Below are 12,129 nucleotides of genomic sequence, written 5' to 3'. Positions count from 1 at the left end.
CAGCTCGGCATGCCACGTCGATTCAGGCGTCAGCTCTTCGACCAGACGCCGAGTTCGTTGCCGCTGGGGTCGGTGAAGTGGAAGCGGCGGCCGCCGGGAAAGTCGTAGGGCCCGTTGACGACGGTGCCGCCAGCGGCGCGGACCGCGTCGGCCGTGCTGTCGAGGGCGTCGGAGTAGAGCAGGACGAGCGGGCCGCCCGGGCTGACCTGATCGTCGAGGCGCAGGCCACCGACCTCGGGTGCGTCGTCGGTCGCACCGCGGATGCCGGCGTAGCCTGGCCCGTAGTCGGTGAACCGCCAGCCGAAGGCCGCGGTGTAGAAACGCTTCGCCGCGTCCAGGTCGGTCACCGTGAACTCGATGTAGTCGATGGTGTGATGGTTCATGACGCCGATCTGCCTCGATCGCGTACCGGCCGGTGGGGTCGATCTCCATGATGGTGCGGCGGGCCTCGGCGTGCCGGCCGCGCGCGTAGTGCAGGCCTACGAGCAGGTAGAACGCCAGCCGGTCGCCGTTCATCGCGCGGCGGCGCAGTGCCGCGGTGCGGCCTTTGCGGTAGAGGAGCCGGTTCAGGCGGCGGCGCGCGTGCTCGTCGGTGCGGCTCAGCTCCTCAAGCTCGGCCAGGCGGCCGGCGCGGCCGAGCAGCTCGACGTGCAACAGGTGCGCCTCATGCCGGTCCAGGTCGTCGCTGAAGCACTCGGCGAACGGGCTTACCAACGCGATCGCCGCGGCGAAGTCGCCACGGTCCTCCGCGAGCCGAACCGCCGCCGCATCGAAACGTGCCGTCTCCACGGCGACAGTATGACGATCTTCTACTGGGTACGGTCGGCGCCATACCCGTAATGTCATCGGATTGCTTCTGCGCCTCGGCGGGGCCGGGCCGGGCCGGAGGTGGCCGCGCGGTTGGCGGCCGGCCCGGTGGCCTCGACAAGCAGGTCCGCCGGGAGCAGGACGGTGGCGGTGCTGCCCTGCGGGCCGGTCTGCAGCGTGATCGTGATGCCGCGGCGCTGGGCGAGGCGGGCGGCGACGTGCAGGCCGTGCCCGCGCTGTTCGGCGGTGGCGGCGGCCGGCGCGCGCAACAGTTCGTTCGCGGCGTCGAGCGTGTCCGGGTCGATGCCGCGGCCGACGTCGCGAACGGTGATCAGGCATTCGCCGCGCATCGGCGTGCAGACCACCCGGACCGGCCGGCCGGGCGCGGCCGCGAGCGCGTTGTCGACAAGTTCGGCGAGGAGGTGGGTGACGTCGATGAGCGCGCGGCCGAGCAGGATCGGGCCGCTGACCGGGACGACCTCGACCCGGTGGTAGTCGTCGGCCTCCGCGGCGGCGGCGCGCAGCACGTCGAGCATCGGCACCGGCTTGCGCCAGCGGCGGGCCGGCGTACTGCCGGAGAGCGTGAGGTGCTTTTCGACGTTGCGGCGCATGCGGGCGGCGAGGTGGTCGATTGTGAACAGCCGGGCCAGCTCGTCCGGGTCGGTCTCCCGGCTCTCCACCTCGTCCAGCATGGACAGCTGGCGGTGCAGGAGGGTCTGGTTGTCCCGGCCGACGCGCAGTGCGAGCTGCTGGGCGTCGCGGCTGATCGTCTCGGCCGCGACCGCGTCGACGGCGTGGCAGGCGATCGCGCGCACCGCGTTGCCGAGCGGCGCGAACGGCCCGCCCATGGGTGGTGGCAGCGCGGTCGCGGGGTCGACGGGCTCACCGGCGCGGACGCGGCGGGTCAGGTCGGGGATGCGCACGGCCGCGAGGTCCTCCGCGTACGCGTGGGCGGCGCGCACCTGCCGGGCGAGCCAGACGACGACCGCGCTTGCCGCGAGCACGAGCAGCCCGAGCACCGCGGCGAGCACGATCGGGACGGTCAGCGGCATCTCACCGCTGCCGGCGCGCGCTATCGCGTTGCCGCCGGCGTAGGCGATCATGCCGGCACCGGCGGGGATCAGGATGACCAGGGCGAAGTTCTTCATTCCGGCGCCTTCCAGGAGACGGTGCCGCGCGGCGCGGGAGGCTGCGGGCTGGTGGCGCGCAGCCGGGCGAGCAGTTCCGCGCGGTTCGGTGCGCCGAGGCGGGCGCGCATGCGGGCCACGTGGTGTTCGACTGTCTTTGGCGTGATGAAGAGCCGGTCGCCGATCTCCTTGTAGGTGAGTCCCGCCAGGATCAGCTCCGCGACCTCCTGCTCCCGGTCGGAGAGCTGCCCGCTGGGCGTGGGACCGGCCGGTTTGTCGGTGTTGTCCGCGCGCGGTCCGGGCTGGCGGCCCTGTAGAAGCCGGGCGGTGTCGAGGAGCGTGACCATGGCGCGCCGGTCTGCGGTGCGGGCCGCGGCCTGCCCGGCGAGCCGCGCCGCGTCCCAGGAGAGGCCGGTGCGGTGCAGGTCGCGGGCGTGCTGGACGACCTCGTCCGGGTCGATGTCGCCGGTGAGCAGGCGGCGCCAGCTGGTGGCCGCGGCCGCCAGAATCGCGGTGTGCGCGGTCGCCCCGGCGTGTGCGGCGAGCGCGTCCACATGCACGGCCGCGGTGTCCGCGTCCTCCCCCACCACGGCCGCCTGCAGCAGGTACCAGTGCAGCGTGGCGTGCCACAGCGGCGGCCGCCCGAGCCGATCCAAAAGATCAAGAGCCTGCTCCACGGGTACGTCGAGCGCCGCGCGTTCCCCGAGCCGGGCGCCCGCGATCGCCAGTTCCCCCAGGGGCAGCAGCGTGAACAGGTCGACCGGGTGGCGCAGCACGGTCTCCCGCGCGGTCGCCCAGCCGCGGTGCATCTCGGGCAGGTCGCCGGTGCGCCGGGCCAGGCCGATCCGCAGCGCGGCGGCGAACAGCCCGTCCCGCAGCTGGATCGGCGCGCCAGCCGCGGTGCCGGCCGCGAGGTGGTCCCGGGCGGCCGCGGTGTCGCCGCGGAACATCCGGATCCATCCGGCGAGCAGCCGGTGGCGGCGGGCCATCAGCACCGAGCCCATGCCTGCGGTGAGCGCACGGCCGAGCACCGCGTCGGCCGCGTCGAGTTCGCCGTCGTGCAGTGCGACGAGCGCGGCGAGCGCGGCCGGGCTGTCCGGCAGCAGCACGGCCGGACCTGCCGGTTCGAGCAGCGCGGCGGCCTGGACGAGGGTGGCGAGCGCGGCCGCGGGTGAGCCGGTGATGCTCTCGCGCAGTCCTTCGGCCATCATCGCGGCCGCGTTGGTGAGCAGCGTGGGCGGCCCGTCCGTACCCTCGTCGGTCTCCACGAACGCGGCGCCGGTGGCCTGGTCCGCGAGCGCGGCGAACGAGCGTGAGGTGGGCGTGCGGGACCAGCGGTAGCGTTCGGCGCTGCGGGCCAGCTGGCCGCGGTGGGCGAGGACCGCGGCGGCGACCGCGGCGCCGGCGGCCCGGTCGTGCTCGGCGGCCGGGTCGGTGCCGGGCGCGCCGACCAGCCGGTCCGCGAGGCGCAGCGCGGTGTCCAGGTCGCCGCCGAGCGCGGTGGCGAGCGCGTGCCGTGCGCCGGTGGCGGCGCCCCCGGCGGCGGCTGCGGCGAAGAGTCGCGCGGCGACCTGGGGCGCGGCAGCGAGCGCCTCCTCCGCACCGGCCTGGAACGTGGGCGCGAGCACGCTGCCGCCGATGCCGGCGTCGACAAGGGAGCGGGCGACGGTGAGCGTCCGGTCGCCGCGGGCCAGTTGCAGCGCGGCGAGGCGCTGCCACAGGTCGGCGCGGTGGGCGACCGGTCCGAGCGCGGTGACGGCCTGCCGGGCCGCGGGGACGAGCGTGTCGTCCAGGCTGAACAGTCCGGTGGCGCGGGCCGCCTCGAGCAGTTCGTCGATGCCTGCCGTGTCCCGGCCGAGCAGTGCGGCGAGCACGTCGATCGGGAGCGCGCCGCCGGCCGCGGTGGCGAGCAGCAGCCGCCGGACGTCCGGCTCGAGGTGGTCGAGGTCCGCTCGGAACTGCAGCAGCGACGCGTCGGTGAGGTCCTGGCTGGTGGCGAGCACCGCGGTGAGGCGCTGCGCGAGACCGGGAACGCCGCCGCTGAGCTGGTGGACGCGGGCCGCGAGCCCGTCGGCCGGCGCGCCACCGGTCCAGGCGTGCACCGCTCGTGTCGTCTGCACAGGCGTGAACGGGCCGAGCTGCACCGCCGGGCGTTCGCGGCGGAGGATCGAGGTCAGCGAGGCAAGGCCGGCCGGGCGGGGCCAGGGGCGGTAGGCGAGGACGATGCGGCGGCGCCCGATCGCCAGCGAGTGAAGCGTGGCGAGCCGGCCCTCGTCGAGCAGGTGGGCGTCGTCGACGAGCAGGACAGCGTCGTCGTCCGCACCGTCCAGCGGGTCGGCCCAGACGTCGTGGACCGGCACGTCGTGCTCGCGGAGCAGTCCGGCCAGGTAGGACAGCAGCGCGGTCTTGCCGTGTCCGCCGGGGGCCTGCAGGCAGAGGCGCAGCGGCCCGGCGGGGTTCGCGGCGAGGTCGTCGCAGATCTGCGCGACCTGTTCATCGAGTACCAGCCAGGACGGTGTCATGGTGCGGATCGTCACCGTTCTCCTCAACCGAAGTTCGTGGCGTTCTTGCGGGGGCGACGGCCGGGCAGATCGGGGGTGCTGATCTTCACCGGCGGCCGGGGTGGCGGGTCGGGCAGCGGTGCGCGGTTGCCGGGCGCGGGCGCCGGGAGCACTGACGGCTCCTGGCCCGGCTCGGGCTCCCAGACCGCTTTTCCGCGGCCGCCCGGCGGCGGGCTGTCGTGCAGCCCGGCCGCGAGCTGGGCCGCGACCGCAGCGGCGCCCTCGGCGACAAGGGTCTGACCGCCGGGCGGGAGCGGCGTGACGCCGGGCAGGTGCTCGGCGACAAGCGTGGCGAGCAGCGGGGTGTGCCCGACGCCGCCGGTGAGCAGGATGCCGCCGAGGTGGTGTGGCGGCACGCCGGCCGCGGCGACCACGCGGGCCAGGGTGGCGGCCGGATGGTCGAGCAGCGGGCGGAGGAGCTGGTCGAGCTGGGTACGGGTGACGGTCAGCCGGGTCTCGCCGGGGTGCAGCGGCAGGATGATCTCAGCGTCGTCCACGTGGCTGAGCTGCTCCCGCGTGTACCGGCATTCGGCGCGCAGGTCGTGCAGGATCCGCAGCTCGCGTTCGTCCGCCGGGTCGAGGCGGCCGATCTCCTTGCGGAGCTGCTCGAGCGCGTGGTGGGCGAGCGCCTCGTCGAGGTCGGCGCCGCCGATCTGCTGCGCGCCGGTGCGGGTGGCGCGGACCGCGTACGTGATCGGGTTGGTCCTGGTGATGACTGATGCCTCGTATCCGGTGCCGCCGACGGTGAGGACCGCGAGCGCGGGCGCGCTCTTGCCGCCGCGGGCCGAGTGTCCCTCGGCCGCGAGCACCGGCTCGGGGAGCGGTTCGGCGGCGAGTCCGACGTCGGCGAGCGCGGCGCGCAGCGCGGACACGTGGTGCGCGGTGAACGTGGCCGGGTGGGCGAGCACGACCCGGACCGGCGGGTCGCCCTCGCGGGCCCGGATCAGGTCGGTGACGCGGCGGGCGACGATCGCGGTGAGCGTCTGCGGGGACCAGCGCTCGCCGCGCAGCAGGACCGGGGCGTCCGCGCCGATCCGGCCGGCGAACTCGCGGGCGATGACGCCGGGGCGCAGCACCGGCCCGCGCTCGGCCGGGTCGCCGACCTGGAGGCCGCCGTCCGGGCCGACGTGCAGGACCGCGGGGGCCTCGTCGGTGTCACCGCGCAGGCGGACCGGGGCGGGGCGCTTCCACGCGCCGTCGACGAGGCGGCTGGCGGCCGCGGTGACGTGGGTGCCGCCGATGTCGATGCCGAGCACGTACGTCACGCCGTCTCGCCCCCTCCCGGTTCGAAAGGGCATCCGCCATGAGCCGGCGGATGCCCTCCCCATCCCTCGTGTGTCCCTCCTTGGCACCCCTACCCGGGAGGGACAGGCCCTTCCGTGGCGATGCGTGGGCACACGCTCACACAGCCGGCTCGGCAGACGGAGGTCCGGCTGCGGCCACGGTAAGGCCTTCGCCCGCCGGAGACGGGCCGGGATGGCTCCGTCCCGTCTCACCGGTGGACTGCAACGTTCGTACCAGACGGCGCCGAGGGGACGGACCCCACAAAAACAGGGGCCCCGATAACCCCTAATCCCCTATCCCCATCCCCCGGGCCCCCAGGGGGGAGCGTGCGGAACCCGGTCTCGTCCCCGATGTTCGCCGCAGGGCGTCACACTAACTTCGGTGGTGGCAGCCAGAGCCCTTCAACCGTGCTGACGAGAGGTTTCCTCCCATGTCTTCCACCCTTCACGACTTCGTGCTCAACCTGATCACCGACTCGACCGCCCGCTCGGTGTTCGAGCTGGACCCGGAGGCGGCGCTGACCGCGGCCGGCCTGGGCGACATCACACCGGCCGACGTGACCGACGTGGTGCCGCTGGTGATGGACTACGCGGCGGTGCCCGGCCTGGCCGACCTGTCGCTGCCGACCGCGGCGGTCGAGACCGTGGCCGGCGACACCGTGTCCGCGACAGCGATCGCGCAGCTCCAGTCGGTGACCGCGCAGCTGTCCGCCGGCACCACGCACGGCGATCTGGGCAACACGGCCGCCGCGGCCGGCCTGGCGATCGACCACAACAGCGTTCAGCTGGGCGTCGGCGCGCTTACCGGTCTCGGTCTCGGCGGTGTCTCCGAGGTCGGCGTCGACCTGCCGGTCGACCTGGGCGTGGACGGCGACCTGACCGCGCAGCTCGACGCGGACGTGGCCGGCACGGTCTCCGCGCCGGTAAACGAGGTCGCAGGCACGGTCTACGACGTGGCGGACACAGCCGGGCTCGGCGACACAGTGACCGGCGTCGGCAGCACGGTCGGCGGCCTGGACGGCACGATCAACGGGCTGGGCGGGACCGTGTTCGGCTCGGTCGGCTTCGGGTTGGACACGGTCGGCAGCACACTGCACGGCGTGACCGGCACGGTGAGCGGCGTGACCGGCGGCGTCAACGGCCTCACCGACCACCTGACCCACGGCACCGGCCTGGACCACACGCTCGACGGCGTCACCTCCTCGGTGGACGGCCTGACCGGCGACACCCTCGGCTCGGTCACCGGCGGCACCGGCCTGGACGATGTCACCGGCTCGCTCACCGGCACGGTCGGCGACGTGACCGGCCAGCATGGAACGGACCTGTCGGGCGTGACCGACATTCTGTTCTAATGAGCTTTTTTCAACCCGGCTAGGATTCCAGCCAGGTTGACGAGGCTCGATCACTACGCCTCTGCCGCGCGGCTCCGGTCCCGGGTGCCGCGCGGCAGGCGTGTGAGCACAGACTGGCCGGAAGGAGCGCCGATGACCTCGGTGGCGACCCCGATGTGGGTGGACGTGCTCGACTCGGCCACCCAGGCGTGCCTGGTGCACGGCCGCACCGACCTGGCCGCGGGCCTGCGCGCCCGCCGCACCCAACTGCTCGACCCGGCGCTGTGGGTCGTGGTGCTCGGCGAGTCCGGTCAGGGCAAGAGTCAGCTGGTCAACGCGCTGATCAATGCCCCGGTCTGCCCGGTCGGCGACGCGGGCACAACCGGAACCCCCACAGTGGTACGCCACGCGGAGCAGCCGACCGCACTGCTCGTGCACCGCACGGCGCGCACGTCGCTCACCGTGGCGGAGGCTGCGGCGCACATCCGCGGCCGGGAGGCTCTGCGGGCCGAGATCGGCGTGCCCCGCGCGCTGCTGGCCGGCGGCCTGACGCTTGTCGACACGCCCGCGACGGTTCCCGGCCAGGCCTGGCACACACGGCTCGGGGCACACCCGCCCGCGGACATCGTGGTGCTGGCGTCCGCCGCCACCGCAGAGCTGACCGTCGCCGAGCTGGACCTGCTGCGCGACATCGCCACCACAGTGCCGAACGTGGTGGTCGCGCTCACCAAGACCGACCTGGCCACGGACTGGCGCGCGGTCGCGGACCGCAACCGCCAGCGGCTGGCCTCGGCCGGGCTGACCGCGGCAGTCATCCCGGTCTCGTCGGTGCTGCGGCTGCACGCGGCCAAGACCGGCGACGCCGCGCTGAACGCGGAGTCCGGGTTCCCCGAGCTGATCGGCCGGCTGAACCGGGACGTGGCCGGCAAGAGCCGCGAGCTGGCCCGGACCGCGGCCGCGCAGGCGTCCCGGGCCGCGCTGGAGCAGGTCGCGACGCCGCTGCGGGCCCGGCTCACCTCCGCGTCCGCGCCGTCCCAGGCGATGGCCCGGCTCACCGAGGCGCAGAGCGCGCTCGACGACGTACGGCGGCGGCACATCCGCTGGCAGAACACGCTCAACGACGACATCTCGGACCTGGTGTCGAACATCGAGTACGACCTGCGCGACCGGACCCGCCAGCTGCTGCGCACGGTGGACCAGACATTCGAGAGCGCGGACCCGATGACCGCCTGGGACGAGTACGCGGCCTGGCTCGACGGCGAGCTGAAGGCGGCCGCGGAGGCGAACTTCGGCTGGCTGATCGCCCAGTGCGAGTGGATATCGCACCGGGTCGCCGCACACTTCGGCGAGTACGGCCCGGACGCGCTGCCCACCTGGCGCATGCACGTCCCGGACGACCTGGACCGGCTGGTGCCCGCGATCGAACAGCCCGGCGTGGAGAAGTTCACAATCACCCAGAAGGCGCTGACCGGGTTGCGCGGCTCGTACGGCGGCATCCTCATGGTGGGCCTGGCGACAAGCCTCGCCGGGATGCCGCTGATCAACCCGGTCTCGGTAGGCGCGGGCGCGATCCTCGGCGGTAAGACCGTGCACGACGAGAGCAAGATGCTGCTCAAGCGGCGGCAGGCGGCGGCCCGTACCCGTACCCAGCGGCATGTGGATGATTTTTTTCTGCTTGTCAGCAAGGAGGCGAAGGACACGGTCCGGCAGGCGCACCGCCTGCTGCGCGACCATTTCATCGACTTGACGGACCGGCTGCAGGACGCGATCGTGCACTCCGTGCGCACCGCGAAACTCGCCGCCGACGCGGACGTGGCCGAGACCGAGCGACGGCAGCGGGAGATCGAGATCAGCCTGCGCGAGCTGGCCGGGCTCTACCGGCGGGCCCAGCAGCTGCAGTCCGCGGCATGAGCGGGCGCGCGAGCAGATCAGTGGCTCGGCGCACAGGCTCAGCCCGGCGCCGGAGAGCAGCGGAGGCGACGGGATGAGCCTGGCCTCCGCGGCCCAGGGTCTGCTTGACGACACGCTCAACGCCTATCCGCAGGTCACCTCGCTGCGGCATCAGCGGCACAGGTGGACAGAACCGCTGCGGATCGCGGTCGCCGGGCGGGCCGGAACCGGGAAGTCCACACTTGTCAACGCGCTGGTCGGGGACCGGGTCGCGCCGGTCGCGGCCTCCGGTGACTGCTACACGGTCTGGTACCAGGACGGGACCAGCCCGCGCGCCACGGCGTACCCGCCGGATCTGGATCCTTATGACCTGCCGTTGACGATCACGCCGGACGGGCCGCGCACCGGGCAGGTCGACGGCGATCTGGTGATCCACTGGCCGAGCCGGGTGCTGCGGCAGATGACGCTTCTCGACACGCCCTCGGACGGTGCGACGCTCGACGACGCGGACGCGGTGCTGCACCTGACGCCTGCGGCACGTCCTGCGGACCTGACGCCCCTGCGCGACCTGCAGAGCAGCGCGGTCGCACGCGCCACGCCGGTCGCGACGGTGCTGGTGCTGTCCCGGGCCGATGAGATCAACGGCGGGCGGACCGACGCGTTCGTCACCGCCCGGCAGATCGCCCGCCGGCACGGCCGCGACCCGGCCGTGCGCGACCTGTGCCTGCGCGTGCATCCGCTCGGCGGGCTGGCGGCCGCGACCGCGCGCACGCTCACCGACGCGGAGTTCGAGACGATCGCGCACCTGGCCGCGCTCCCCCGCACGGACACCGACGGCGCGCTGCTCAGCACGGACCGGTACCTGGCGGCCGGCCTGCCCGCGGACCTGCTGCACCGGCTCGGACTGCCCGGAATCCGACTCGCGGCCGTGCTGGCCCGCACCGGGCACGACACACGGCTCACGCTCGCGGGTGAACTCGCGCGCCGCAGCGGCCTCACCGACCTGCGGGACACGATCGCGCACAGCCTTGTCGCACGCACCGAGGCGCTCAAGGCGCGCGCGACGCTGCTAGCCATCGAGTCCGCGTTGGACGGTCAGTGGACGCCGAAGACCGACGCGCTGCGCGTCCGGCTCGGCCGGATCCTCGCCGAGGCGACCGAGTTCCGCGAGATGCGGCTGGTGGCGGCGTTGCCGGAGCTGCCGGTACGGTTCCCCGCCGAGCTGGAGGCGGAAGCACACCGGCTGGCCGGCGGCGACGGCACCGACATTCCGGCCCGGCTCGGCCTGGACGAACCGACCGACGCCCCCGGCATGCGCCGCCACTGCGACGAGGCGCTGCTGCGCTGGCAGGTCCTCGCGGAGGGCGGCGTCGCCGACCGTCAACAGCGCCGCGCCGCCACGATCGTGGTGGAGAGCTGTGCGTCCATCCTCGACCGGCTGGGTGTCTGACCTGGGGTACGGTTCGTCCTCATGCGCATGGTCTGGACCTACGCCCCCGATGAGGACTTCTACCCGGCCCGCGATCGGCTTGTCGACGCGTTCGAGCGCTGGGCCCGGCGTGCGGGCCGCGGCGTCGACCTGTTCGCGGCCGAGGTGCTTGTCGAGCAGCGGTGGAGCGTCGGCGACGGGCTGCTGAGCCGCTGGCAGCCGGACGACCTGCGGTACGCGCTGCTTGAGTACTTCCCGCGCGGCGTGACCATTACGGACTGGGCGGACACGGTCCCGACCGTGCACGCGTTCATCGACTTCCTGTTCGAGACGGACCTGGCGGACGCGAAGTGCGCGGACGCGGCCGTGCTGCACACCGCGCTTGACTCGATGGCCGCTGACTTCGACGTCGCGATGGCGGACGAGACCCGGTACGGCCCAGCCAAGTACTGGTCGATGCGCATGCTCGCGGCCGGCATCAACCTGGAGAACGAGGCCGCGGTCGCCGCGTTCATGACCGACGTGCAGGACGGCCGGGTGCCGTACGACGAGGCGGTGCTCGCCAAGGTCGTCGAGAACCAGCTGACCGACGAGGACGAGACGCTGCCGCCGCTGCCGCCGTTCGACCCACCGTCCCCGGACGTGATCGCGGCCGCGGCGACCGGCTCGGCCGGGCTGACCCGGCTGCTGCGCTTCACCGCGTGGGTCGGCGACGGCGGCGCGCCGGCCCCGGCGGGCGCTCTGACACCCGCTGACGCGGCCGAGGTGAGCGCGCTGCTCGACCTGGACGACCCGGACTACGAGCTGGGTGTCGTCCTCGCATGGGCGAAGGAGGCGCGGTTCGTCCGGGTGGTCAAGGGACGGCTGCTGCCGAACAAGTCGTCCGCGAAGACGCTCAAGGACCCGGTCTCGGCCGCCCACCGCGCGTTCGAGGCGTTCTTCCACATCGGCCGGGCGGTCTGCACGGCCGGCGACATCGACTCGATCGTGCCGTTCCGCGCCGACGATTTCGTCTTCGCCCTGCTGATGGCCATGTTCATCGCGCAGCGCCCGATCGACGCGGAGGAACGGTCCGAGATCACCGGCGGCCTGGTCGAGGAGTTCATCGCTCTCGCACCCGGCGGGGAGGCGGACCCGAACGGCGACGATGACCCGGACGGCCGCGACATCGACCTCCTGCTGCGGCAGCTGCACCTGTTCGGCGTGGTCCGGCACGATGCGGAGCGGACCGCGCTGACGCCGTTCGGTACGGCGCTGTTCGTCGCGCACCTGAGGGGCGAGGACGTCGAGGTGCCGACGTTCGAGGACCTGCTCGGGGAGACCGCGGAGGTGGTGGTGGCGCTGGCCGCGGAGACCCCGGCGCTCGCCGCCCCGCTGCTCACCCGCTGGCGCGACCACCACGCGGAGGCCGGCGTGGCCGAGCTGCGTGCGCTCGCGGACCGTACGGACGACCCGGAGCATCGCGCGCTGGCCGAGACGTACGGCGGCGTCCGGCGCGCGCCCGCCCGGCCGCATGCGGTGTCCGCCCGGCGCCCCAAGAACCGGCCGCGCCGGTGACGGAAATTTCCTCCGGAAGGACTTGGCACTCTCCACGTCGAGTGCTAAAAAAAGAGATGTAGCCGCTGCTGAGGGCGGGTGAAGAACCCCGCTTAAGGCGGCGAGCTCCTCGGCAGAACCAGGTTTGGAGCCGAGCGCCACACG

The 12,129-nt window shown here is 73.7% G+C and carries 9 protein-coding genes; 5 read left to right on the top strand and 4 right to left on the bottom strand.

Features of this window, described 5'->3' with window-relative positions; genetic code table 11:
• Positions 1-29: 29 nt before the first annotated feature.
• Positions 30-383 (bottom strand): VOC family protein, encoded by a 354-nt coding sequence (locus tag ACIA8K_RS10070; RefSeq protein ID WP_396057015.1) that lies wholly within the window; start codon positions 381-383, stop codon positions 30-32.
• On the opposite strand from ACIA8K_RS10070, the gene ACIA8K_RS10065 reads away from it, so the two are divergent.
• Positions 382-840: a hypothetical protein gene (locus ACIA8K_RS10065; RefSeq protein WP_396057013.1), complete on the top strand. Its 459-nt coding sequence runs from the start codon at positions 382-384 to the stop codon at positions 838-840. The two genes, ACIA8K_RS10070 and ACIA8K_RS10065, sit on opposite strands and share 2 nt — an antisense overlap.
• 2 nt (positions 841-842) lie before the next feature.
• On the opposite strand, the gene ACIA8K_RS10060 is transcribed toward ACIA8K_RS10065, so the two are convergent.
• The 3 genes from ACIA8K_RS10060 to ACIA8K_RS10050 are packed head-to-tail and all read right to left on the bottom strand — an operon-like array spanning position 843 to position 5,760.
• Positions 843-1,955, bottom strand: coding sequence for a sensor histidine kinase (locus tag ACIA8K_RS10060; RefSeq protein WP_396057011.1), 1,113 nt, complete (start codon positions 1,953-1,955; stop codon positions 843-845).
• The gene (locus tag ACIA8K_RS10055) at positions 1,952-4,471 is read right to left on the bottom strand and encodes a LuxR C-terminal-related transcriptional regulator (protein WP_396057009.1); all 2,520 of its coding nucleotides are present in this window, start codon (positions 4,469-4,471) and stop codon (positions 1,952-1,954) included. The genes ACIA8K_RS10060 and ACIA8K_RS10055 overlap by 4 nt, the downstream gene beginning before the upstream one ends.
• An 8-nt stretch (positions 4,472-4,479) precedes the next feature.
• Entirely contained in the window at positions 4,480-5,760 is a 1,281-nt protein-coding gene (locus tag ACIA8K_RS10050) for an Hsp70 family protein (RefSeq protein ID WP_396057007.1), read from the bottom strand.
• A gap of 449 nt (positions 5,761-6,209) precedes the next feature.
• Between ACIA8K_RS10050 and ACIA8K_RS10045 the strand changes: the two genes are divergently transcribed.
• The 4 genes from ACIA8K_RS10045 to ACIA8K_RS10030 all read left to right on the top strand — a co-directional run bounded on the left by ACIA8K_RS10045 (position 6,210) and on the right by ACIA8K_RS10030 (position 11,985).
• The gene (locus tag ACIA8K_RS10045; RefSeq protein ID WP_396057005.1) at positions 6,210-7,130 is read left to right on the top strand and encodes an IniB N-terminal domain-containing protein; all 921 of its coding nucleotides are present in this window, start codon (positions 6,210-6,212) and stop codon (positions 7,128-7,130) included.
• A gap of 132 nt (positions 7,131-7,262) precedes the next feature.
• Complete coding sequence (locus tag ACIA8K_RS10040) at positions 7,263-9,020, top strand: dynamin family protein (protein ID WP_396057003.1); 1,758 nt, start codon at positions 7,263-7,265, stop codon at positions 9,018-9,020.
• 73 nt (positions 9,021-9,093) lie between these two features.
• Positions 9,094-10,449 carry a hypothetical protein gene (locus ACIA8K_RS10035; RefSeq protein WP_396057001.1) on the top strand — a complete coding sequence of 452 codons (1,356 nt, stop codon included), beginning with the start codon at positions 9,094-9,096 and terminating at the stop codon, positions 10,447-10,449.
• A 21-nt stretch (positions 10,450-10,470) separates the two neighbouring features.
• Positions 10,471-11,985 carry a hypothetical protein gene (locus tag ACIA8K_RS10030; RefSeq protein ID WP_396056999.1) on the top strand — a complete coding sequence of 505 codons (1,515 nt, stop codon included), beginning with the start codon at positions 10,471-10,473 and terminating at the stop codon, positions 11,983-11,985.
• Positions 11,986-12,129 lie beyond the last annotated feature (144 nt).

Origin of the sequence: Catenuloplanes sp. NPDC051500, from assembly GCF_044454585.1 — a bacterium.
Taxonomy (GTDB): Bacteria; Actinomycetota; Actinomycetes; order Mycobacteriales; family Micromonosporaceae; genus Catenuloplanes.
Note: the sequence above shows the minus strand (reverse complement) of the source record. Positions and strands in the feature narration are given on the sequence as shown.